Source organism: Staphylococcus arlettae (assembly GCF_025560845.1).
GTDB lineage: Bacteria > Bacillota > Bacilli > Staphylococcales > Staphylococcaceae > Staphylococcus > Staphylococcus arlettae.
This window is the reverse complement of sequence record NZ_CP094803.1, coordinates 1,098,645-1,121,974: the sequence shown is the minus strand read 5'-3', so window position 1 is coordinate 1,121,974 and position 23,330 is coordinate 1,098,645. Positions and strand designations below refer to the sequence as shown.

General features: G+C 32.0%; 21 protein-coding genes. 5 read left to right on the top strand and 16 right to left on the bottom strand.

Features of this window, described 5'->3' with window-relative positions:
* Positions 1 to 82 precede the first annotated feature (82 nt).
* Positions 83 to 400, top strand: coding sequence for a hypothetical protein (locus MUA37_RS05475; protein WP_021459808.1), 318 nt, complete (start codon positions 83 to 85; stop codon positions 398 to 400).
* Between the two features lie 316 nt (positions 401 to 716).
* On the opposite strand, the gene MUA37_RS05470 is transcribed toward MUA37_RS05475, so the two are convergent.
* The 9 genes from MUA37_RS05470 to MUA37_RS05430 form a co-directional block, all read right to left on the bottom strand.
* A complete protein-coding gene (locus MUA37_RS05470) occupies positions 717 to 1,538 on the bottom strand; it encodes a YtnP family quorum-quenching lactonase (RefSeq protein WP_002510194.1) in 822 nt (273 codons plus the stop codon).
* 99 nt (positions 1,539 to 1,637) lie between these two features.
* The gene (gene trmB, locus MUA37_RS05465; RefSeq protein WP_002510193.1) at positions 1,638 to 2,279 is read right to left on the bottom strand and encodes a tRNA (guanosine(46)-N7)-methyltransferase TrmB; all 642 of its coding nucleotides are present in this window, start codon (positions 2,277 to 2,279) and stop codon (positions 1,638 to 1,640) included.
* Positions 2,280 to 2,291: 12 nt separating this feature from the next.
* Positions 2,292 to 3,083, bottom strand: a complete 792-nt coding sequence (locus MUA37_RS05460) for a phosphotransferase family protein (protein WP_002510192.1) — start codon at positions 3,081 to 3,083, stop codon at positions 2,292 to 2,294.
* A 390-nt stretch (positions 3,084 to 3,473) separates the two neighbouring features.
* Positions 3,474 to 4,343 carry a D-amino-acid transaminase gene (gene dat / locus MUA37_RS05455; RefSeq protein ID WP_002510191.1) on the bottom strand — a complete coding sequence of 290 codons (870 nt, stop codon included), beginning with the start codon at positions 4,341 to 4,343 and terminating at the stop codon, positions 3,474 to 3,476.
* A 2-nt stretch (positions 4,344 to 4,345) separates the two neighbouring features.
* Positions 4,346 to 5,755: a dipeptidase PepV gene (gene pepV, locus MUA37_RS05450; protein ID WP_262624884.1), complete on the bottom strand. Its 1,410-nt coding sequence runs from the start codon at positions 5,753 to 5,755 to the stop codon at positions 4,346 to 4,348.
* 227 nt (positions 5,756 to 5,982) lie between these two features.
* Positions 5,983 to 6,402 (bottom strand): YtxH domain-containing protein, encoded by a 420-nt coding sequence (locus MUA37_RS05445; RefSeq protein WP_262624883.1) that lies wholly within the window; start codon positions 6,400 to 6,402, stop codon positions 5,983 to 5,985.
* A 19-nt stretch (positions 6,403 to 6,421) separates the two neighbouring features.
* On the bottom strand, positions 6,422 to 7,120 hold the full coding sequence (locus MUA37_RS05440) for a pseudouridine synthase (RefSeq protein ID WP_002510188.1): 699 nt from the start codon (positions 7,118 to 7,120) through the stop codon (positions 6,422 to 6,424).
* Complete coding sequence (locus MUA37_RS05435; protein ID WP_103387800.1) at positions 7,117 to 8,754, bottom strand: putative polysaccharide biosynthesis protein; 1,638 nt, start codon at positions 8,752 to 8,754, stop codon at positions 7,117 to 7,119. The genes MUA37_RS05440 and MUA37_RS05435 overlap by 4 nt, the downstream gene beginning before the upstream one ends.
* 561 nt (positions 8,755 to 9,315) lie before the next feature.
* Positions 9,316 to 10,143: a helix-turn-helix domain-containing protein gene (locus MUA37_RS05430; RefSeq protein WP_002510186.1), complete on the bottom strand. Its 828-nt coding sequence runs from the start codon at positions 10,141 to 10,143 to the stop codon at positions 9,316 to 9,318.
* A 1,501-nt stretch (positions 10,144 to 11,644) separates the two neighbouring features.
* Here MUA37_RS05430 and MUA37_RS05425 point away from each other — a divergent pair.
* Positions 11,645 to 12,904: a BaiN/RdsA family NAD(P)/FAD-dependent oxidoreductase gene (locus MUA37_RS05425; protein ID WP_262624882.1), complete on the top strand. Its 1,260-nt coding sequence runs from the start codon at positions 11,645 to 11,647 to the stop codon at positions 12,902 to 12,904.
* Between the two features lie 49 nt (positions 12,905 to 12,953).
* Here the strand turns inward: MUA37_RS05425 and MUA37_RS05420 are convergent, their stop codons facing one another.
* From MUA37_RS05420 to MUA37_RS05410, 3 genes are all read right to left on the bottom strand, one after another.
* Positions 12,954 to 13,265 (bottom strand): rhodanese-like domain-containing protein, encoded by a 312-nt coding sequence (locus tag MUA37_RS05420; protein WP_002510589.1) that lies wholly within the window; start codon positions 13,263 to 13,265, stop codon positions 12,954 to 12,956.
* Positions 13,266 to 13,286: 21 nt separating this feature from the next.
* Positions 13,287 to 15,704 carry a leucine--tRNA ligase gene (gene leuS / locus MUA37_RS05415; protein ID WP_142019573.1) on the bottom strand — a complete coding sequence of 806 codons (2,418 nt, stop codon included), beginning with the start codon at positions 15,702 to 15,704 and terminating at the stop codon, positions 13,287 to 13,289.
* A 302-nt stretch (positions 15,705 to 16,006) separates the two neighbouring features.
* Positions 16,007 to 17,185 (bottom strand): MDR family MFS transporter, encoded by a 1,179-nt coding sequence (locus tag MUA37_RS05410; protein WP_142019572.1) that lies wholly within the window; start codon positions 17,183 to 17,185, stop codon positions 16,007 to 16,009.
* A gap of 108 nt (positions 17,186 to 17,293) precedes the next feature.
* On the opposite strand from MUA37_RS05410, the gene MUA37_RS05405 reads away from it, so the two are divergent.
* Positions 17,294 to 18,247, top strand: a complete 954-nt coding sequence (locus MUA37_RS05405) for a tRNA modification radical SAM protein MnmL/YtqA (protein ID WP_002510586.1) — start codon at positions 17,294 to 17,296, stop codon at positions 18,245 to 18,247.
* On the top strand, positions 18,244 to 18,804 hold the full coding sequence (locus tag MUA37_RS05400) for a tRNA 5-(aminomethyl)-2-thiouridylate-methyltransferase MnmM (protein WP_002510585.1): 561 nt from the start codon (positions 18,244 to 18,246) through the stop codon (positions 18,802 to 18,804). The genes MUA37_RS05405 and MUA37_RS05400 overlap by 4 nt, the downstream gene beginning before the upstream one ends.
* Positions 18,805 to 18,844: 40 nt before the next feature.
* Here MUA37_RS05400 and MUA37_RS05395 read toward each other — a convergent pair whose 3' ends face one another.
* The 3 genes from MUA37_RS05395 to MUA37_RS05385 all read right to left on the bottom strand — a co-directional run bounded on the left by MUA37_RS05395 (position 18,845) and on the right by MUA37_RS05385 (position 21,359).
* Positions 18,845 to 19,246, bottom strand: a complete 402-nt coding sequence (locus tag MUA37_RS05395; protein ID WP_002510584.1) for a transcriptional regulator, SarA/Rot family — start codon at positions 19,244 to 19,246, stop codon at positions 18,845 to 18,847.
* A 162-nt stretch (positions 19,247 to 19,408) separates the two neighbouring features.
* Positions 19,409 to 20,359, bottom strand: a complete 951-nt coding sequence (locus tag MUA37_RS05390; RefSeq protein WP_262624881.1) for an L-lactate dehydrogenase — start codon at positions 20,357 to 20,359, stop codon at positions 19,409 to 19,411.
* A gap of 175 nt (positions 20,360 to 20,534) precedes the next feature.
* Positions 20,535 to 21,359: an alpha/beta fold hydrolase gene (locus tag MUA37_RS05385; RefSeq protein WP_002510582.1), complete on the bottom strand. Its 825-nt coding sequence runs from the start codon at positions 21,357 to 21,359 to the stop codon at positions 20,535 to 20,537.
* A 260-nt stretch (positions 21,360 to 21,619) separates the two neighbouring features.
* Here MUA37_RS05385 and MUA37_RS05380 point away from each other — a divergent pair, with 260 nt between their 5' ends.
* Complete coding sequence (locus MUA37_RS05380) at positions 21,620 to 22,618, top strand: proline dehydrogenase family protein (protein WP_002510581.1); 999 nt, start codon at positions 21,620 to 21,622, stop codon at positions 22,616 to 22,618.
* Positions 22,619 to 22,863: 245 nt separating this feature from the next.
* Here the strand turns inward: MUA37_RS05380 and ribH are convergent, their stop codons facing one another.
* Entirely contained in the window at positions 22,864 to 23,328 is a 465-nt protein-coding gene (gene ribH, locus MUA37_RS05375; RefSeq protein WP_002510580.1) for a 6,7-dimethyl-8-ribityllumazine synthase, read from the bottom strand.
* Positions 23,329 to 23,330 lie beyond the last annotated feature (2 nt).

Here is a 23,330-nt window from a genome sequence, read left to right as displayed (position 1 = left end):
CAAGTTTACTCACTCCTTAATAGTTATTATATCATCATCATTATGGTAAACTAATAATATGAATTCGTTGGGGGTAGATGATATGATGTTTAACAAAAAAAATTGGTGTATTATTGCAGCAATATCATTTATTGTAAGTATTGGGATGTTTTATTTAATTAAACGACTCTATAATAAGCGCACTGTAAATCCAGATAAAATACTTAGTGAAGTAAAAACGTATTTCATGCACGTTGCTGGTTCATATATTGTTCAGCAACCATTACAGTATAATAAAGCTGGTCATGAATATATTGTTTATCAAGGTGGTATCACTACAATTAAAAATGATACATGTACATATTATGATTTTTATGCAGATGCACGTACTGGTGAAATTTTAGATATAATTGAGAATTAAATAACATCAAAGAGGCTGGGACAATATAGATTGTCCTAGTCTTTTTTCATATGGGCAGTAGCTGACTGCATTGAAAATGCGCTTTAAACCAAGCTTGTTTCAACGCTAGTCATCCTTGCCGGGGTAGGACGACGAAATCTTTTTTTCAAAATCAGATTTCTGTCCCACTTCATGTTTTAGTCGAAACTTTTTTCATATGGGCAGTAGCTGACTGCATTGAAAATGCGCTTCAAACCAAGCTTGTTTCAACGCTAGTCATCCTTGCCGGGGTGGGACGACGAAATCTTTTTTCAAAATCAGATTTCTGTCCCACTCCCTATTTTCTCGATACAGAATCGACAATATTCTTTTTGTTATCATATTTTACCGCGAAGTAATTTTCATCATGATAAAATAAAAACCAATAATTTTGATGAATAAAATACGGAAATAAGCGCTCTTTTTCTCTAATAGACTGCATAGGATAGTCATCATAAGCTGTCACCCAAAGTGGATTCGTATGTGCCGTCGTTGGGAAAATATCTCCTAAATGCACCGCTTTTTCCCCTTCACTTTCTATAATTATAATGGAATGTCCAAAACTATGACCTCCAGTATGTTGCATACGTATGCCTGGACATATTGCTATTTCTCCATCAAACAAAATAAGTTGGTCTTTAAATGTTCCATTATTCTTTTCCCAGTAGGTTGATTTACTTCTAATATTTGGACTTTGAAATTCATGCCATTCATCTTGTTGTATATAATGTACAGCATTACTAAAAATTGCATTTCCTGCATTGTCAGTTAAACCAGAAGCGTGATCAAAATGCATATGAGTCATCAAGACGATATCGATATCTGTCAGTTGTAAATTCAATTTGTTCAATTCTACTTCGATTTGACTTTCATAATCCACACCAAAATTACGTCGCTCTTTTTCCGTCAATTTACTATTTCCGATACCCGTATCTATTAAAATATGTTGATTATTTGTTTGAATTAAAATTGGATGCGTAGGTAAGGCAATTTGATTTTTATCATTTACATTATAACGTTTTGTCCATAATGCTTTTGGTACAACACCAAACATTGCGCCACCATCGATATTAGTAATGCCTCCATTGAGTTGATGAATCGTAAATTGTCCTAATTGCATAATATTCCTCCTTGATATGGAACTCTTATTATCATTATAAACATTTTACAAATAAATATAAATTTTCACAAAAAAACGTTGCTCAGTATATGAACAACGTTAGTTTGAATGAAATTGTGCTTCCATGCGATAAATTCTCGAACCTTTATCCGAAAATTTTCTTTCATATTCTGTTTCAATATTATCTTCATCGTCTTCTTGATGAAGATTTAAATTTATTTTTGTAAAATACATACCGAATTGCGACATACTTTCAAGACTATAAGCAAACAAGCCTCTATTATCAGTTTTGAAATGAATTGCGCCATCATCTTTTAAGATTTCTTTATACAACTTTAAAAATGATGCATATGTTAATCTGCGCTTTGTATGTCTACGCTTTGGCCACGGATCTGAGAAATTCAAATAAATTCGTGATACCTCATTTGGCATGAAATATTCGGTTAGCTCACCCGCTTCGTTACATATTAGCTTGATGTTAGTTAAATTGTGTTCTAAAACTTTATCTAAAACTTTGACCATGACATTTTTTTCTCGTTCTATAGAGATAAAATTAATGTCAGGATTTTGTATAGCTAATGTTGTAATAAATTGCCCCATGCCAGATCCAATTTCGATATGAATGGGTGCATCATTATCGAACCACGCTTGCATTTTACCATTATGCGTACCATCAACATCTACAATACTTGGGTGAGATTTCAAATAATCTTCTGCCCAAGGTTTATATCGCATTCTCATTACTTATACTCCTTAAATAAATGCATTATTCGTCATAACTTCATTTAAAAATTTCAACCACGTATTCATATCTTTATAACGCTTTTGTTCTTCGTACCATTGTACCATACCGATTGATTGAATGACTGTATACCACTTCATTCGCTTCTGCAATTCGATAGTGTCATTCGCACCATAAATATTTAGCCACTCTGACCATTGTTGCTCAGGAACGTAGTTATATAGGAGCATACCTATGTCAATCGCAGGGTCGGCAATCATAGCACCTTCCCAATCAACTAAATAAAGTTCATCCCGATCTGACAATAACCAATTATTGTGATTTACATCGCCGTGAACAACAGTAAAAAACCGAGAATCTAGTATTGGTAAATGCTCTTCTAAATACGTTAACGCTTTTCGTACAACATGATGTGTTAGAACTTCTCGAGATAATGAGGCATTGATTTTGCGTAACATAATTGTAGGAGTTATAGGTTCCATTTCCATACGCTTCAACATATTAAGTAGCGTTTTAGAATTATGAATTTTCTTCAATAGCTGTGCAACTCTTTTTTGATGCATTTCCTTGAATGACAATTCACGACCATTTTTCCAATGCTGAGCTGTTACCACTTCACCAGTTTCAATGCGTTTCGTCCAAACTAGTTTAGGCACAATACCTTCTGCAGATAATGCAGCTATAAAAGGATTCGAATTACGCTTTAAAAATAATTTTTGGCCATCTTGTTCAGCCATATATGCTTCACCTGAAGCACCGCCTGCAGAATCTAGCGTCCACCCTAATTGATAAAATTGCTCCACCACGTTCACCTCACTTTCAATAGAAAATGGCTCTAGAAAGTTATTTTCAAGAGCCATATATAACAATTGTTAACAAAAAATGTACGAAACCTCGTAATTAAACGTAATTATTTACGTATTTGTCCCATTACGTTTTAAGTTCATACTATGTACTTATTAGCTTTTTTATATAATCGTCCACGTCTCTCTTGCTAATAAGAATATCGTTTCTGTTTTATGAAATTGCTTGTTCAATTTCAAGACTCATAAAAGATTTTATAATGTTTGGGTATTTATTTCAACCAAAAATGAGAAACAAAAAGTCACTTTTTACTTCCTATGTAAGATATGATTCATAAAATAGCGTCAGTTGAAATTATACCACATTTCAACTGACATAAATATGTTAAATTATCTTTCAGCTTCTAAAGGAACTGCACTTTCATTCTCAATATAATGTGTAAAACCTTCTTGTAATTTTCGTGTAATTGGGCCAACTTTACCGTTTCCAATAGCTTCACCATTTAAATTAACAACTGGCATAACCTCAATTGAAGTACTTGAAACAATAACTTCATCCGCATTTTTCAAGAAATCTACGGTAAATGCTTCCTCTTTAAAAGGAATATTATTTTGTTCAGCAATTTCTTTAATTACTTGTCTTGTAATACCATTCAAAATCAAATTATTAATTGGATGCGTATAAATTGCACCGTCTTTTATAGCGTATGCATTACTAGATGATCCTTCAGTAACTTGTTCGCCTCGGTGTTGAATCGCTTCTTGTGCATTATATTTAACTGCGTATTCTTTAGCCAAAACATTACCTAATAAATTCAAACTTTTAATATCACAACGTAACCAACGAATATCTTCAGTTGTAATTGCATTAATACCTTCATCTAAGGATTTATATGGTCGGTCATAACTTTTTGTGAATCCCATAATATTTGCTTTTACAGAAGGTGTCGGAAAGGCATGATCACGAGGAGCAGCACCACGTGTCACTTGTATGTACACGCCACCATTAATAATTTTGTTTGCGACAATTAATTCTTGTACTAAATCAATAAGACCGTTAACTGTGTAGTTAAGTTCTAAACCAATTTCTTTGGCACTTCTTAATAAACGTTCAAAATGTGGTTTCGCAGTAAATAATTTATTATTATACACACGTACATATTCATAAATACCGTCTCCAAAAGTATACCCTCTGTCGTTATATGGTACGTTTGCGTCATGTTCTTCAACTAACTGTTCATTAATTAAAACTTTAGTCATAGTTATCCCTCCACACATAATTTATATAATGCCTCTAAGTAAATACTAGTTGCATCAAGTAATTGCTTTTTAGTCATATATTCATTTTTTTGGTGCATTAAGTCTTCAGTGTCTTTGAACATAGCACCAAATGCTACGCCTTTATCTAAGTTGCGCGCATAAGTGCCACCACCAATAACATATGGTTCACTATGATCACCTGTTTGGTTTCTATAAGTTTCCACTAAACTTTGCACAAATGGGTCATTTTTATCTACATAATGCGGTGACTGATTTTTACCTAATTCGATATCAAATCCAAGTGCATTAATTTCTTCTTCAAAACGTGTCAGTGCTTTAGTAAATTCAAACCCTTCAGGATAACGAAAATTAATACCGAAACTACCACCTTCTTGGTTATTATAATTAATAACACCAATATTAGTAGTGACGTCTCCCATCACATCCGTATGGAATTTCATACCCATTTTTTCTCCAAAGTCTGATTTAAACAAATAGCGTTCGCTAAATGCTACAAAGTTAGATGCTGTTTTATCTAATTTTAAGTTTGCTAAAAAGTTTAATAAATATAACCCTGCATTCGTACCTTTTGATGGATCCATACCATGAACTGCTTTACCAAAAACTTTTAATTCTAAAACACCACTATCAACTGTGCTTGTACCATCTAGTTGATTTTGTTGTAAGTAATTTTCAAAGTTTTGAATGACATCAGTCATATTTTCTTTCACTAAAACTTTGGCAATTGCCTCATCTGGTACCATATTATATCGCTGACCTGATACAAAGCTATACAATTCATAATCAGGTTCATCAATGTCTTCAGCTTTTGCTGTTTGGATGACATCAAACGTACTTATACCTTTTTCACCGTGTATCGCTGGAAACTCTGCATCAGGTGCAAATCCTAATGTTGGCATTTCTTCTGTTTCAAAATAACGATCAGTACATTTCCAATCAGATTCTTCGTCGGTTCCAATAATGATATGTATACGTTTTTTCCAGTCAACGTTCATTTCATTTAAAATTTTAACTGCATAATAAGCAGCAATTGTTGGTCCTTTATCGTCTAATGTGCCACGTGCTATTATTTTATCGCTCGTTACAACTGGATCAAAAGGATCTGTGTCCCAGCCATCACCAGCTGGAACGACATCAACGTGACATAAGATGCCAAACACATCTTCGCCAGCACCTGCTTCTATTCTTCCAGCAATATGATCAACATCATGTGTCCCAAAACCATCACGTTCAGCAATTTCATACATATAATCTAATGCCTTGCGTGGCCCAGGGCCAACAGGATATGCATCTGATGCTTTACTATCATCTCTAACACTCTCTATTGCTAATAAGCCTTTTAAATCATCAATAATTTGTGATTCATAAGCTAGAACTTTGTCTTTCCACATTTACGATCCACTTCTTTCTTAAATACTAGTTTAAAATATATTTTACATGATGTTACACATAAACTACAGCGAGATGACAATATTATTTTGATTTTTTTACTGTAACATTAATACAAAAACAGTTGAGTCTTGTTATAGCAAGTAATATCGCAACTGTTATATTTTAATTAATATATTAGAAAAACCTAACTCATTTATACGTGAGTTAGGCTTTTAGTTAATAACTGTTATTTTTCATCGTTGTCAAATTTATTTTTGTTGTTTTTTAATTCTTCTTCAGTGACAACTCTTAAGTTGTTAGATGGATCAGCTGCACCTTCATCCGTGAAACGAGCTTCATCAATTTGATCTTCATCTGAAGATTTTACATTTTTAAAACGATTTTTTTGGTCATTGATATAGCCTTTAGGATCTTGTTTCACTTTGTTGACATATCCTTTAGGGTCTTGTTTTACTTCATTAACAGTTTCACCTGCTTTACTGCTAATTTGACTTGCTATATCTTTAGCATTTTGTTTGTAAGATTCTGGGTTTGACTTATATTTGTCGTATTCACCTTTCAACTTATCTCTATTTTCTTTTTTAGAAAGTACGACAGCTGCTGCTGTGCCCCCAATACCTACAACTGCTTTTAATAATCTTGACATAAAATTACACCTTCTTTAATTATTTTATTCCTAATTGTTCAAAATCTTGCTCTTTTAAATGACGATATTCGCCGACAGCTAACTGTTCATCAAGTTGTAAATCTCCTATTGAGATTCTCTTTAACGCAAGTACTTCATTGTTTATAGCATGAAACATGCGCTTAACTTGATGATACCTTCCTTCGGTAATAGTTACAAATGATTTCCTTTCTTCTTGTGCTTTTACCAAAGTAGCAGGCTTAGCTAATCCATCATGTAACTCAATACCCGTTTTAAATAATTCTATATCATTATTTGTAATACTTTTTTCTGATAAGACTTCATAAGTTTTGGACACATGTTTATTAGGACTCATTAACTGGTGGCTAAAATCACCATCGTTTGTAATAAGAAGTAGACCTTCAGTATCTTTATCTAATCTTCCTACTGGAAAAATATGAAAATCTTTATAGTCTTTAAATAAATCTATTACAGTTTGATGTTGATTATCTTCAGTAGCGCACACATAACCTTGTGGTTTATTTAACATCAAATAAAGCTTGTCAATATAAACAATATGGTTATTATCAACAGCAATGTAGTCTTCTAACGCATTGACATTCGTTTTTGCTGACTTTTCAACAGTACCATTCAATGTCACTCTACCTTTTTTCAATAATTGTTTAACTTCAGTACGTGTTCCGACACCCATATTAGCTAAAAATTTATCTATTCTCATTTAATCACACCTAGTTTACGACGTATTTTATTTGGTATTTCACCTAAAAATTGGTCTGCTAAATGTGTTTTCATCGTAATTATGCCATAAACTAAAATACCTACTATTACACCTACTACAACTATTATCAATGCTCCCATTTTACTTTCTGGAGAAACTATAAATTGTAAAATGAAGTAAGTTAATTCAACAGCTAACATCATGATAAAACCGAATAAAAAGATTTTTGCAAAATGTAACCAAGTTTCACTGAAGTTGAATTTCGCATATTTTTTAAGAATTACAAAGTTACAAATATTAGCAAAAAGCAACGCGATCGCTGTACTTAAAATAGCACCTGATGTATGGAACATATATATTAGCGGTGTATTTAATACAATCTTAATCACTACAGCAGCTAGAATGACAAATACCGTAAGTTTTTGCTTATCAATACCTTGTAACATTGATGCTGTAACACTTAATAATGCTATTAATATTGCTACAGGTGCATAGTAGAAGAGTAAGTGGCTACCTTCAACATTGTAACTATAAAAGACATTATATAACGGCAATGCTAATGCCATAATACCTAGACTAGCTGGCACCGTAATGTACATTAAAACACCTAATGACGTTCTGATTTGTCTATGCATATTGTCTAATTGTCCAGTAGCATATGTTTTCGTAATAAATGGTATTAAGCTGACAGCAAAACCAGATGCTAGTGACGTAGGAATCATAACTATTTTATTTGTCGTCATATTTAACATAGTAAAGAATTGGTCATGTAATTCTTGTGGTACGCCTGCCAAACCTAAGGCATTGTTATGTGTAAATTGGTCGACTATATTAAATAATGGAAAATTCAAACTAACAATAACAAATGGAATACTGTACGAAATTATTTCTTTGTACATTTTGCCATAAGATACCGTGATACCCGTATCATCAGTGGCTACCATTTTCTCAATATTTGGTTTACGTTTACGCCAGTAATACCATAGCGTAAAGATACCCATAATGGCACCAATTGCTGCAGCAAAAGTTGCCACACCATTTGCAAGTAATACTGAACCATTCATAATGTTTAACACTACATAACTACCAATTAGAATAAATAATATTCTCGCAATTTGTTCTGTTACTTCTGACACTGCAGTAGGCCCCATAGACTTATAGCCTTGGAACACACCACGCCATGTAGCTAATAATGGAATAAAGATAACTACAACACTAATTATTCTTATAATCCAAGTGATATCAGCAACAGACCAACCACCTGAGTCTTTTGAATCTTGTGCTAATGTGATAGAAGCAATTGTCGGTGCTAAAAAGTATAGTACGGCAAAACCTACTATTCCAGTTACGGTCATCACTATAAAACTGGATTTATACAATTTTTGACTGACTTTATATGCACCTAACGCATTATATTTTGATACATATTTTGAAGCTGCTAACGGAACACCTGCAGTTGCTACAGCAATTGCAATATTATAAGGTGCGTAAGCATAGTTAAATGGCGCAAGGTTTTCTTCTCCTCCAACTATTGCATAGAATGGAATGATAAAAAGGACACCTAAAACTTTAGTAATTAAAATACTTAATGTTATGAGAAAGGTCCCTCGAACCAATTCTTTACTTTCACTCATTTATATCTTCCTATCTCAATTTAATTTTAAAATCATAACTTCAATGATAACGTTATACACACTTTTTTTCAAAGTTATACATATATAAAAATAACACAGATAAATATATAAGTGTTCATTACTTTGACTAGTTATAACTATTTTTTAAAAGCGTGTTTACAAATTCAACTTTCCCTTATGTTGCAATTCATACAAACGTTTGATGTTATATTGAAAAATCTATATTATCATGTTTTTAAACATAAAATAAGTCATATTATGTAGTAATACAAACATATTAATAATAAGGAAATATAAATATGAAAAAGGAGTGGGACAGAAAGATTTCGTCGTCGCACCCCGGCAGAGATGACTAGCATTGTAAAAGATTGATTTGAAGTGTATTTTCAATACAGTCAGCTCTTATCAATGTGAAATGAGACTAGGACAAATTAATATTATCCTAGCCTCCTAAATTTATATGAATAATGCATGTTTTATTAGCGATAATTTTAACAACATAATAAAATCAGCAGTTATGTATTATTATGATAATATCTTAATGAAGAAATTACCACGACATTAAGATTGTATAGCATTATCAATCTTTTGAGATAATTGCTTGAGGTAATCAAAATTCAACTTAAAGTCATAGCTTTCTTTAACATCAGGCGTTTTATAATCTTCCAAAAATTGTTCCGGTGATTTCATAAATACACTTTTAAAATTTTTTGAGAATGTAGAATATGATTTATAACCATAATTTCTCCACAAATCTTTAGTTGTATCCATTGTTAACATTTCTACGGCTAAGCGATAAATTTTAACTTTAATAATGTACTTAGTGATAGAAATATTCATTTCTTCAGAAAAAACACGCGATAAGTAACTCGGATTAACATAAAAAACCTTAGAAATTTTAGATAATGTTATATTTTCTTTGTGATGTTCAAAAATATATTTCAAAATCGTTTTGATCAAATTATTATTAATCCCTAAGTTATCTTGTGAATAGTATTGCGCAGCCCTAATATAGTTAATAAGTTTAACTACATTAATATCGGCATTAAAGAAATCCTCTTCATACAAATAAATAACTGTGTCTAAAAATTGTTTCTTTATTGCTAAATCTAATTGTTGACTTTCGACATCCAACTGCCTCATTTTATACAACGAAAAACGGTTAAAACTAAATTTATTAATGCTTATTTCCATCACAATGCCAGTAGTAACTAAAAGTTTCGGAGAGGTATAAGGCTCAATAATCAAAAATTCATTCTCTTCAAAATGTTCAACTGAAATTTTATCATGTAGTTCTGCCTTACCTGATAATATATATATCACTTTAACTTCATCTAAATTTTCATTAATTTCAACATTTTTTTCATGAATTTTATAGCTATAATCCATAATATCCCTCTTTTATTTTTAAAATTTCTATAAATATATTCAACTAATTAATAAGCTCTTAATATTAAAGTACAATTTAAATTATTTAATATTATAACTTCTAATACTATGTAATAACAGTAAATTTCTAATAAATATATATAAATATTATCTTACTGTATCGATTGCTTAACTGTTCAATCTCTTTGCCAGTAATTGTGTTTATATACATTAAATCTACCTCAAAAAAATTAATAAATCATTAAGATTTATATATATGTTGTCAAACTCACTTTATAAATATAATATTAGAATAATTTTATATAATATTACTAGGCAATTTCACTACTTAGTAAATATTCAGCTTCAAAAAGTAAAAAATTTAAAACGAATTTAACTTCATTAAATTAATTACACATAATCATTCAATACACTCATTGTGATTATTTCGATTCATCGCTCTTTTTTTACTTTAATTAATCTATTTTTTTTCTGCTTTTTTAAATTAGCTACATTAGCGATTAATATTTGATAATATAAAGAAAGTTCTCCAATAGCGAAATATAATACATTTTGCGAAATAACTATATTTAATGACTGAAAGCCACCTATAACTAGGTGGCTTTGTTGTGTTGCTATTAATAATATACGGTTAACTTAAAATAAAAATGCCCTATTTAAAGGACTATAACAATGTTTATAAGAAACTCCTTCAGAGATAGCAATCATTTCATATTAATCTTTTTATCAATTGCTTTATTTAACATAATAAACAGCAACAGTGTTGAATTTATATAATATTGGCAGTGCTTTGGGCCGATTCCTGCGGGAATCGCACTCGCCGAAGACTACAGGCTGAGACAGTGCCCGCTGAAAGCGTGCACAACAAAACTGCCAACAAAGTCAGAAGATTTGTTGATAGTCTCTTATTATATTGTCAGTAAATAGACTTTAGATATTAGTCCTCCTAAGGTCTTTTCTATAATATTGGCAGTGACTTGGGCCGACTCCTGCGGGAATCGCACTCGCCGAAGACTACAGGCTGAAGCAGTGCCCGCTGAAAGCGTGCACAACAAAACTGCCAACAAAGTAAAAACTTTGCCGACAGTTTGAAAGACACTATTTAAAGGCCTTTTTATTATGTTAGAAATTGGTCAAAACATAATTAGACAATTAGAAAAATATGTAATGATATAATCACCTATCATTACGTTATAACAGTACGACACTTTAATATAAATGTATATAGCATACAATTACTGTGTAAAATAAATCAATACTTAAGTAAAATTAAACTTAAATTAGTAAAGTACGTAAACCATTGTAACAATTATTATCTTCTAAATATAATTCTATTAGTTCATTTAACATATAAAATAATAAGAAATCAAAATTCATTGTGTTTAACATAGCTAAGTTTATATACCTAATTGCTGACAAAGCAAGTAAACATTATTAGTTCACTAGCTTCCAAACATATATTGCTTTAAAATAAACGTATATTCTAATTGGAGGCTAACTAATGTATCAAACAATAATTATAGGCGGTGGCCCTAGTGGCTTAATGGCAGCTGCTGCAGCTAGCCAAAACCATGACAAAGTACTATTAATAGAAAAAAAGAAAGGGTTGGGTCGAAAATTAAAAATTTCTGGTGGTGGCCGTTGTAATGTTACAAATAGACTGCCCTACGAAGAAATAATTAAAAACATTCCCGGCAACGGAAAGTTTTTATATAGTCCCTTTTCAATTTTTGATAATGAATCGATTATCGAATTTTTTGAAAGTCGTGGCGTCAAATTAAAAGAAGAAGATCATGGACGTATGTTCCCAGTATCTAATAAAGCACAAGATGTTGTTGATACACTCGTTAATACATTACATCGCAATAATGTTGAAATTCTAGAGGAAAGTGTTGTTACAGAAATTACAAAAAATGCTAATGATCTATTTACAGTTCAACTTAATGACAACAAATCATTTACGAGTCATACAGTTATTATTGCTACTGGCGGGACAAGCGTACCTCTAACAGGGTCTACAGGCGATGGTTACAAATTTGCCAAAGCATTAGGTCATCAAATTACAACACTGTTCCCAACCGAAGTACCAATAACGTCACCTGAGCCATTTATTAAAAGTAAACAGCTAAAAGGTTTAAGTTTAAAAAATGTAGGCTTAAGCGTGTTAAAAAAGAATGGTAAGCAACGTATTACGCATCAAATGGATATGATTTTTACTCACTTTGGTGTAAGCGGACCAGCAGCATTACGTTGTAGTCAGTTTGTCTATAAAGAACAACAAAATCAAAAGAAAACTGATGTTGCTATGGAACTTGATGTTTTTCCTAATTTGTCAATTAACGCAGTAACAGAAAAAATACAATCACTATTAGCTGATGAACCTGATAAACAGATAAAAAATAGTTTACATGGAATTATTGAAGAACGCTATTTGTTATTTATGTTGGAACAAGCAGAAATTCCATCTGATATTACCGCTCATCACCTTTCCAATAAACAACTGCTGACATTAGCAAATTTATTTAAAGGGTTCACGTTTACCGTAAACGGCACACTTCCTATAGATAAAGCCTTTGTGACAGGTGGTGGTGTTTCATTAAAAGAAATACACCCGAAATCTATGATGTCCAAATTGAATTCAGGTTTATTCTTGTGTGGTGAAGTGTTAGATATTCATGGTTATACAGGTGGTTATAATATCACGAGTGCATTAGTTACTGGCCATGTTGCCGGTTCAAATGCTGCCCAATTTAACATATAAATGTAAAAAGCTTTTGACCGTCTTAAAAACGATCAAAAGCTTTTTTAACTTAAATACTATTAATTTCTAGACCATCTGAACCCCAAGCATTCATACCGCCTTCAACATTCACCGCATGAACACCATTTTCTTCTAGATATTGAGTAACTCTTTCACTTCTTGGACCTGCTTTACAAATAATATAATAAGTGTCATGGTCATTGAAATAATTTAAATTCTCTGGAATTTGATTCATTGGAATTGTTTTAGCATTTGGTATAATACCCATTGCCGTTTCTTCATCAGTTCTAACATCAACTATATGAACTGGATTTGAATCAATAATCTTACTCTTTAATTCTTCAATAGTTATAGTTTCCATTATTAAAAACTCCAATCTATATTATTTAGCTACAATATTCACTAATTTTTGAGGAACTGCGATAACTTTTTTAATATCTTTGCCTTCAACTTCAGCTTTAATTTGAGCATTATCAAAAGCAAGAGCTTCCATTTGTTCCTTCGAAGTATCTTTAGGAATATTTAACTTCGCACGTACTTTGCCATTAACTTGAACAACAATTTCAACTTCATCATCGATAAGTAGTGATTCATCAAAATTTGGCCATGGCTGATAAGTAATTGTTTCATTATATCCAAGTTTCGACCATAATTCTTCACCAATATGTGGTGTAATCGGCGCTAACATTTTTACAAACCCTTCAATATAAGGACGATATAATTCATCAGCTTTATAACAATCATTAATGAACACCATTAATTGACTAATTGCTGTATTAAAGTTTAATGAGTTGAAGTCTTCCGTAACTTTTTTAACCGTTTGATGATAACTTTTATCTAACGATTTATCATTTGTATCGACAATTTTTGTTGTTAAAGTACCATCTTCGTTAACTAATAAGCGCCAAACACGGTCAAGGAAACGACGAGAACCATCTAAACCATTTTCACTCCAAGCAATTGCAGCATCTAATGGACCCATAAACATTTCATATAAACGTAATGTATCGGCACCATGACTGTGTACAATATCATCTGGATTAATGACGTTACCTTTAGATTTACTCATTTTTTCGTTACCTTCACCTAAAATCATACCTTGGTTATATAATTTTTGGAAAGGTTCTTTAGTTGGTACGACTCCTAAATCATACAGTACTTTATGCCAAAATCTTGCATATAATAAGTGTAACACTGCATGTTCAACACCGCCAATATATAAATCTACTGGTAACCAATGTTTTAATTTTTCAGGATCTGCTAGCATTTTATCATTATGTGGATCAATATATCGTAAATAATACCAACAGCTACCAGCCCATTGTGGCATAGTATTTGTTTCTCGACGGCCTTTCATACCTGTTTCTGTATCTACAACATTAACAAATTCATCTATATTTGCTAATGGTGATTCACCAGTTCCAGATGGTTTAATTTCATCCGTCTCAGGTAATAATACTGGTAATTCTTCTTCTGGCACTGTTGACATTGAGCCATCTTCCCAATGAATTACTGGAATTGGTTCACCCCAATATCTCTGACGACTGAACAACCAATCTCTCAACTTATAGTTGATTTTTCTTTCGCCAGCTTGTTGTCTTTCTAGTAATTCAATTGCTTTTTCAATTGCCTCTTTATTGTATAAACCATTTAGCTCACCAGAATTCACGTGTGGGCCGTCACCTGTGTAGGCTTCTTTTTCAAGATTACCGCCCTCAATTACTTCTTTAATTGGTAAATTAAACGTTTGTGCAAATTCATAGTCACGTTGGTCACCACTTGGTACTGCCATTACAGCACCAGTACCGTAAGTAGACAATACATAATCTGCAATCCACACAGGAATCTGTTCACCTGACAATGGATTAACAGCAAAGGCACCTGTAAATTCACCAGATTTTTCTTTAGATAAACCTGTACGTTCCAAATCAGATTTTTTAGCTGCTTCATTTTGATAAGCCGTTACAGCATCTATTCTATCTTCTGTCGTAATTTTATTAACTAATTCATGTTCTGGACTTAAAACTAAGAAAGATGCTCCAAATGTTGTATCCGGACGTGTAGTAAATACTTCAATATTGTCATTGAAGCCCTCCACGTCAAAACGAATTGATGCCCCTTCTGAACGACCAATCCAATTACGCTGCATGTCTTTAATTGATTCTGGCCAATCTAAGTCTTCTAAATCTTCTAATAAACGATCAGCATATTCAGTAATTTTCAATACCCATTGCTTCATTGGTCGTCTATAGACTGGATGTCCACCTCTTTCTGATACACCGTCTATAACTTCTTCATTTGATAACACTGTACCTAATGCTGGACACCAATTTACTGCAACTTCATCAACATATGCTAAACCTTTATTGTATAGTTGAATAAATATCCATTGTGTCCATTTGTAATATTCAGGATCAGTGGTATTAATCTCTCTATCCCAATCATAACTGAAGCCTAATTCTTTAATTTGACGTTTAAATGTATCTACATTGTGTTGTGTAAACTCTCTAGGGTTGTTACCTGTATCTAATGCATATTGTTCCGCTGGAAGACCAAAAGCATCCCATCCCATTGGATGCAATACATTGTATCCTTCCATACGTTTGTAGCGAGAAATAATATCAGTTGCAGTATAGCCTTCTGGATGACCAACATGTAAACCTGCTCCTGAAGGGTACGGGAACATATCTAAAGCATAAAATTTCTTTTGACCTAAATTATCACTAGCCTTAAATGTTTTATGCTCTTCCCAATATTGCTGCCACTTTCTTTCAATCTCGTTATGATTGTAATTCACCATGTTTCCTCCTATTCAATAAAAAAACACCTCAAACTATGCTTAATTTTCAAGGGACGACGTTAGCCGCGTTACCACCCTCATTCACTTTCGTGCACTCATTTCATTAAGTAGTTAGAGATGTTATTAATCCATTATTTATTACGTTGGTAAGTTCACTCATCACTTTACACTAGTTCACACCATCCTAGCTCTCTGTAGAAAAGTTAGATAAGTTACTACTCCGATACATTACTAATGATATTTGAAATTGGGTTGATTTTCAAGTGGAAAAATCAACAGTCACTCGCATTATAGAAATAATATTAGTCATTTTTTACATATTTAGCATCCGCTTTTCCAAACAGATAGACAAATCCAAGCGCAATAAATAACAATGCCATCATGGCTAAAAACATAATTTGCATATTAAAAGTATCTACAATAACGCCTCCAAAGACTGGCCCTATTGCTTTCCCTATAGTTGATGCTGAATTTACATACCCTTGATAAGCGCCCTCTTTACCTGTCGGAGCTAATTTGTGTGCAATAGCGGGAACTGCAGGCCATACAAACATTTCACCTAGACTTAATATCACCATACCAATCATGAAAATAGAAAATTGCTGTGCAAAACTTGTTACAAAAAAGGAAAGGATAAAAATCGCTATACCGATATATATTTGATATTTTAAATTGCCTTTTAACAATCGTATAATTGGTAAAATTAAAGGTTGAGCAACGAGTATCAAAATACCATTAACTGTCCACAACAAACTATATTGTCCCATTGAAATATTAATTTGTTGCGTAAATGACGCAATAGTACTTTCCCATTGAATATATGCAATCCAGCAAATACTAAACATGGCGCAAATAAGTAGTAAAGATAATAATTGTGGTCGATTTTCTTTTGCAAATAACGTTAGACTGTCATTAGGTTTAACTTTTACTTCAAGGTTAATATTAAAATTAAAAATCGCAACAATAGCAAATAAGATATACATGCATAAGTTTGCAATAAATATATAATTAAAACTTAACTCAGCAACAAATCCGCCTAGTGCAGCTCCCAATGCTACACCTATGTTTTGCGCTAAATAAATAGCGTTGAAAGTCTGACGTCCACCGTTTGGCCAAACAGCACCAGCCATAGCATAAATTGCTGGAATGATTAGTCCACCTCCGAAACCTAGCAACACTAACCATACAGCGTACCATGGCCAACCATGAAACAGGTTTAATAGAGTTGTACTAAACAAACAAATAGCTGTGCCTAATAATATAGTTTTATAGCCTCCTAGCTTGTCAAAAAGCGTACCGCCAAGTAAATTACCGGCAACCATACCCATGGAGTTAATCAATAATACCAAACCAGCTACAGTTAAACTTTTGTTTAATTCTTCATTCATATAAATCGTATTTAATGGCCATAAAAAACTTGAGCCTGTTATATTTAATGCCATACCAATAACGAGCCACCACACTGATTTAGGCATATTCATACATAAAGCCCCTCTCTAATTATAAAAATCTACTCATACAGTAAACAATATAACACTAAAATATGTTAAAATCTTTAACTAGAATGATTTTAGAAAGGAAAATGTAAAATGGGTAATTATTTCCCTTATGCCTTTGAAGACAAAAGATATCATACATGGAACTATCATTTAAAAAATAAATTTGGACAAAAGATTTTTAAAATTGCGATAGACGGCGGTTTTGATTGTCCTAACAGAGACGGCACAGTAGCATATGGAGGCTGTACATTTTGTTCAGCAGCAGGCAGTGGTGATTTTGCTGGAAATAGAGTTGATCCAATCGAAGTACAATTTAAAGAGATTAAAGATAAAATGCACGAAAAATGGCATGAAGGTCAATATATTGCATATTTTCAAGCTTTTACCAATACCCATGCACCTGTCGAAGTTTTACGTGAGAAATACGAAACAGCATTAAAAGAAGAAGGTGTCGTTGGTTTATCAATCGGTACTAGACCAGATTGTTTACCTGATGACGTGGTAGAATATTTAGCTGAGCTCAATGAACGAACTTATTTATGGGTTGAACTCGGTTTACAAACTGTACACCAAGAAACATCTGATTTAATAAATCGTGCACACGATATGCAAACATATTATGAAGGTGTTGCAAAATTGAGACGTCATAATATCAATGTATGTACACATATCATAAACGGTTTACCAGGTGAAAATTATAATATGATGATGGAAACAGCCAAAGAAGTTGCACAAATGGATGTTCAAGGAATTAAAATTCACTTACTACATTTATTAAAAGGTACTCCTATGGTTAAGCAATATGAAAAAGGCATGTTGGAATTCATGTCTCAAGAAGATTATACAAATTTAGTTTGTGATCAGTTAGAAATTATTCCTAAAGAGATGATCGTACATCGCATCACTGGAGATGGCCCAATTGATTTAATGGTTGGACCAATGTGGAGCGTAAATAAATGGGAAGTATTAAATGAAATCGACAATGAATTAGCACGTAGAAACTCATACCAAGGTAAATATTTTGAAAAAGTGACACAATCATGAAACTAGAAAGAATATTACCTTTTGCTAAAACATTATTAGAATCGCATGTCACACCTCAAAGCATTGTCATTGATGCAACTTGTGGCAATGGTAATGACACTCTATTTTTAGCTAACTTAGTGCCTCAAGGTCATGTCTATGGCTTTGATATTCAAGAACAAGCACTGGCAGCTACTAGTGCTAAAACAGAAAATTATCATAATGTTACGCTAATAAAGGATAGTCATGCCAATGCGTCAAAACATCTTACATCCAAACATAACGGTACAATTGACGCAGCGATATTTAACTTAGGTTACTTACCAAATGGCGACAAGTCAATAGTGACTAAGCCGTCATCTACAATAGAAGCTATTAATTCAATTTTTAATATGTTAGCCACTGAAGGCATCATAATTTTGGTTATTTATTCTGGTCATGAAGAAGGCGCTGTCGAAAAAGATGCGCTTATGAAATATTTACATGATTTTGATCAACAGCAAGCACATATCTTACAATATCAATTTATAAATCAACAAAATAACCCACCTTTTATATGTGCCATTGAAAAAAGATAATAAAAAGCCTCAGAACATTGTTCTGAGGTTTTTTATTGCTCTAAACATTTAAGATAGATTTTAAACTAGACTGTAAACTAGTTTCTTTAGCTGCAATTTCATCTTTAATGAAATCTAAAAGAGCTTCCCTTTTCTCTTTTAAATCTTCATTGAAATGAATAATAACTGTACGTTCATCATTTTGTGGTCTTTCTTTCAAAATCCACTTTTTTTCGACTAAATCATTATACGTACGTGTACGTTTATATGATTTAATATGAACGAAATCATCCATTTCTTTAAGTGTCATTGAGCCTTCTTTCCATAAAGTAAGCAATATTAAGACTTCTTCTTTAGACATCTTATATTCCTTCTTTATACTGTCAAAGATTGCTTCAACATCGTTTAAAAGTTGATTTAGGCTTAAAATGCCTTCAACCTTATTCTGAAGCGCCTTTCCCATAATAATAACCCCCAATAAAAATAATAATAAAACATGAAAAAATTAATTTTATTAATTTTAGTAAGTATTCTTTTTTGAGAACAACATTCACTGGATGAATATTACATTTTTTAATAAAATTAATCTTATACACATTTTAAATTCAATCAAAGAAATATGCAATTAAGTTAGCTTTATTTTTGACTGCATTTCTTTTAAAATTTCAGTTGATTCATTAAATAATAATTTTTCCTCGTCATTTAATGGCATTGCTATCACATTTACTGCCCCATTTCTATTTAATATCGTTGGGACACCAATATAGACATCTTGTTGATTATATTCACCTTCTAAATAACTAGACGTAGTTAGCACAATATTTTGATTTTTTAAAATGGCTTGAGTAATATGCACCAATGCTTGAGCAATACCATAATAAGTTGCGCCTTTAGCTTGGATAATCTCATATGCTGCATCTCGTGTATTACGAAATATCGTGTCAATCAATTGTTTATGTTGTGAATTATTATTTAATATTTCAAGTACAGGTTGACCTGCGATATTTGCCTGTGACCATACGGCAAGTTCAGAATCTCCATGTTCCCCTATGATGTTAGCATCTATACTCGCTGGAGCAACATCTACATATTTTGAAATCTGGTGTTTTAATCTAGCAGTATCTAATACTGTACCAGAACCAATCACTTGGTTTTTTGGTAATCCAGAAGTTTTATATGCAACATAACTTAAAATATCAACTGGATTTGAAGCTATCAAAAAAATCCCATTAAATTGATACTTCATTATTGTAGAAACAATCGACTTTATTATTTTAGCATTTTTTTCTACTAAGTCTAGTCTAGTTTCTCCTGATTTTTGAGCTGCACCTGCTGTAATTACAATAATATCAGCATCTGCACAATCTTTATAATCACCTTTTTTTATATTTACTGTTGTTGAACTATAAGGAGCCGCATGGTTTAAATCTGCAACGTCTCCAGTTACCTTTGTCTCATCTAAATCAATAATCGTTAAGTCATCTGCTATACCTTGTACTACCATAGCAAACGCATAACTAGAACCGACAGCACCATTTCCAACTAACACTACTTTATTTCCATGTTTAACATTCATAACCATCTCTCCTATACAGTAAGATAATGTGATTTTTTTCACAATTAAACTATATCAAACCGATCACAAACTTTCAATATTTTTGTGATTATTTTCACATATATTAATAAAAAAACGATTTAATCTATATTCAATATAAATTAAACCGCTTTGACATAACTTTATATTTTAATGTTTACGATACATTATTTTCATCGTTAACGATAAAACCCATAGTACTCGCACTATTGTTTAAAAACGATAAAATATAACGCATGACTTCATCTCTTTCTGGCTCATTATGAATTTCATGATAAAATCCTGGCCAAACTTTATAATATAACTCGTTTGTTTTAACTTTATCTTTCAGCATTTCCGTGACTTTAATATCACTTATTTTATCTTCACTGGCAGACATAACTAGTGTAGGTATAGGATCAATATCTTGCAAATGCTGCACAGTTTCTTTCATTACTTCGACAATCTGTTTATACCAATTATAACTCACTTTACTTAACATCAATTGATCTTCTTTAGTTTCTTGTATAACTTCTTCGTTTCTAGTTAAGTCTTCAATTTCTATACCCATATTAAAGCGAGTATCTTTAACTAATCTTCCAATATTAGAAATTACTTTATCTTTTCTAACTTTATTGTTCTTTTTGAATTCCAATAATGGTGAAATTAACATTAACCCTTCTACAGGTACCTCTACTTTTTCTAATAGATTTAAAACAATTAATCCTCCAAGACCAACGCCTAAAATGTATGTAGGTATTTTATATTCATTAGCAATCCTAATCCAATCTAAAATATGTTCATGATAGACATCAAAACTTTCAATTTGACCTTTATTTGATCTCGCAGTTTGACCTTGACCAGGTAAATCGCCCATTATAACGTGATATCCATTTCGGCGAAGCATAGTGATTAAATAAGCATATCTACCTGTGTGTTCTAACATATTATGTGCAATAACAACTACACCTTTTGCTTCATTCTCTGTTTCCCACTTCCACATGTCAATACTTCCCCTTCTCAATAGAATTCATTATATTAATTGTATCAAATACTGCTATAAAATTTCCATTTTAATGTGTATCATCTTCAACTTTACACCTATAAAATAGAAAAATAGCACCAACATTTTTATTGTTACTTAATTTTGTGTATTAAGTAAATAATTTTGTATAAAATCAACTTGTAAACGATTTCTTCCCTAATAAATTCATGATACACTTAAATAGAACTAAATATAATTGTGAGAATGGAGGAATACATATGCCAATCATTAAAAATTTTTTCATTGCTTTATCAAACAACAAGGCCTTAAACAACACTGCTAAAAAACTAGGACCCATGTTTGGTGCTAATAAAGTTGTTGCAGGCAACACCATTCCAGCTTTGGTAGAAACCATTTCCCGACTAAATGAAAAAGGTATCGTCGTGACTGTTGATAACCTCGGAGAATATGTCTCTACTGAAGGAGAGGCAATCATGGCTAAAGACCAAATCTTAGAAGTCATGTATGCCATTAATAATTATAATTTAGATGCACATATGTCTATAAAAATCAGTCAATTAGGAGCTGAATTTGACTTAGATTTAGCTTATCGCAATTTAAGAGAAATTTTGCTAAAAGCTAATGAATTTAAAAATATGCACATAAATATCGATACTGAGAAGTATGATTCTCTACTCGATGTTATTCAAACAGTTGACCGTTTAAAAGGTGAATTTAAAAATTTAGGTACTGTAATTCAAGCATATTTATTTAAAGCAGAAGCTTTAATAGATAAATACCCTGAGCTGCGTTTACGCTTAGTTAAAGGCGCATATAAAGAAAATGAATTCATCGCATATCAAACAAAAGATGAAATTGATCGAAATTATATAAATATTATTGAAAAACGCCTTCTTAATTGTAATCACGTTACATCAATAGCAACGCATGATGATCAAATAATAAATCATGTTAAACAATTTACTAAAGACAATAACATAGATAAAGAACAATTTGAATTTCAAATGCTATATGGTTTTCGTACAGAATTAGCTGAAGAAATCGCTAAACAAGGCTATAATTTCTGTATTTATGTCCCATATGGTGATGATTGGTTTAGTTACTTTATGCGTAGATTAGCAGAACGACCACAAAACTTAGTTTTAGCTTATAAGGAGTTCACTTCTCCTAAAATGCTTAAAAAACTAGGCATTATCGCTGGTGCTACTGTAGCTGTTGGTTCGCTATTAAGTATCATCACTAAAAAGGCAAAATAATTTTTGCCACTGACGCTAAAGGTGTTAGAATATTAATATTATCGACGAATTTATTAACGTCAATTTCTATTTTAATACGATAGAAATTGACGTTTTCTTTTACTGTAAGCACTAAGTTATATATTTTGTGACGAAATTTTACGGTAATATTTTAATATAAAAAAGGCGAATCCATTGTCATATGAATTCGTCCTTTTCATTCGAGAATTGGTTGTTGATAACCCAAACTCTTAATAATTTATAAATTATGCATCTATAGATTTTAATAAATTAGCCATTTCAATTGCACTGATAGCCGCTTCAGAACCTTTATTTCCAGCTTTAGTACCGGCTCTTTCTACTGCTTGTTCGATATTATCTGTTGTTAACACACCAAAAATAACTGGCGTATTTGTTACATCATTAGCTCTTGAAATACCTTTTGAAACTTCATTACAGACATAATCATAATGTGATGTTGAGCCTTTAATAACACAACCTAATGTAATAACTGCATCATATTTCTCTTTTTCAGCTAACTTTTTAGCAACTAATGGGATTTCAAACGCACCTGGTACATATGCTACGTCAATATTATCAGCATTTACTTCATGTCTGATTAATGTGTCTTTAGCACCTTCTAATAAACGTCCAGTGATAAAGTCATTAAATCTACTCACTACAATTGCTACATTTAAATCCGTGCCTATTAATTTACCTTCAAAATTCATAA

Coding starts and splice junctions, on each gene's coding strand:
- ribH (WP_002510580.1), bottom strand. CDS start 23,328: ATGAATTTTGAAGGTAAATTAATAGGCACGGATTTAAATGTAGCAATT.
- MUA37_RS05410 (WP_142019572.1), bottom strand. CDS start 17,185: ATGAATATGCCTAAATCAGTGTGGTGGCTCGTTATTGGTATGGCATTA.
- MUA37_RS05435 (WP_103387800.1), bottom strand. CDS start 8,754: ATGAGTGAAAGTAAAGAATTGGTTCGAGGGACCTTTCTCATAACATTA.
- MUA37_RS05475 (WP_021459808.1), top strand. CDS start 83: ATGATGTTTAACAAAAAAAATTGGTGTATTATTGCAGCAATATCATTT.
- MUA37_RS05445 (WP_262624883.1), bottom strand. CDS start 6,402: ATGTCAAGATTATTAAAAGCAGTTGTAGGTATTGGGGGCACAGCAGCA.
- MUA37_RS05405 (WP_002510586.1), top strand. CDS start 17,294: ATGGGTAATTATTTCCCTTATGCCTTTGAAGACAAAAGATATCATACA.
- pepV (WP_262624884.1), bottom strand. CDS start 5,755: ATGTGGAAAGACAAAGTTCTAGCTTATGAATCACAAATTATTGATGAT.
- MUA37_RS05425 (WP_262624882.1), top strand. CDS start 11,645: ATGTATCAAACAATAATTATAGGCGGTGGCCCTAGTGGCTTAATGGCA.
- dat (WP_002510191.1), bottom strand. CDS start 4,343: ATGACTAAAGTTTTAATTAATGAACAGTTAGTTGAAGAACATGACGCA.
- MUA37_RS05430 (WP_002510186.1), bottom strand. CDS start 10,143: ATGGATTATAGCTATAAAATTCATGAAAAAAATGTTGAAATTAATGAA.
- MUA37_RS05390 (WP_262624881.1), bottom strand. CDS start 20,359: ATGAATGTTAAACATGGAAATAAAGTAGTGTTAGTTGGAAATGGTGCT.
- MUA37_RS05420 (WP_002510589.1), bottom strand. CDS start 13,265: ATGGAAACTATAACTATTGAAGAATTAAAGAGTAAGATTATTGATTCA.
- MUA37_RS05395 (WP_002510584.1), bottom strand. CDS start 19,246: ATGGGAAAGGCGCTTCAGAATAAGGTTGAAGGCATTTTAAGCCTAAAT.
- MUA37_RS05400 (WP_002510585.1), top strand. CDS start 18,244: ATGAAACTAGAAAGAATATTACCTTTTGCTAAAACATTATTAGAATCG.
- MUA37_RS05380 (WP_002510581.1), top strand. CDS start 21,620: ATGCCAATCATTAAAAATTTTTTCATTGCTTTATCAAACAACAAGGCC.
- MUA37_RS05385 (WP_002510582.1), bottom strand. CDS start 21,359: ATGTGGAAGTGGGAAACAGAGAATGAAGCAAAAGGTGTAGTTGTTATT.
- MUA37_RS05470 (WP_002510194.1), bottom strand. CDS start 1,538: ATGCAATTAGGACAATTTACGATTCATCAACTCAATGGAGGCATTACT.
- MUA37_RS05440 (WP_002510188.1), bottom strand. CDS start 7,120: ATGAGAATAGATAAATTTTTAGCTAATATGGGTGTCGGAACACGTACT.
- trmB (WP_002510193.1), bottom strand. CDS start 2,279: ATGAGAATGCGATATAAACCTTGGGCAGAAGATTATTTGAAATCTCAC.
- leuS (WP_142019573.1), bottom strand. CDS start 15,704: ATGGTGAATTACAATCATAACGAGATTGAAAGAAAGTGGCAGCAATAT.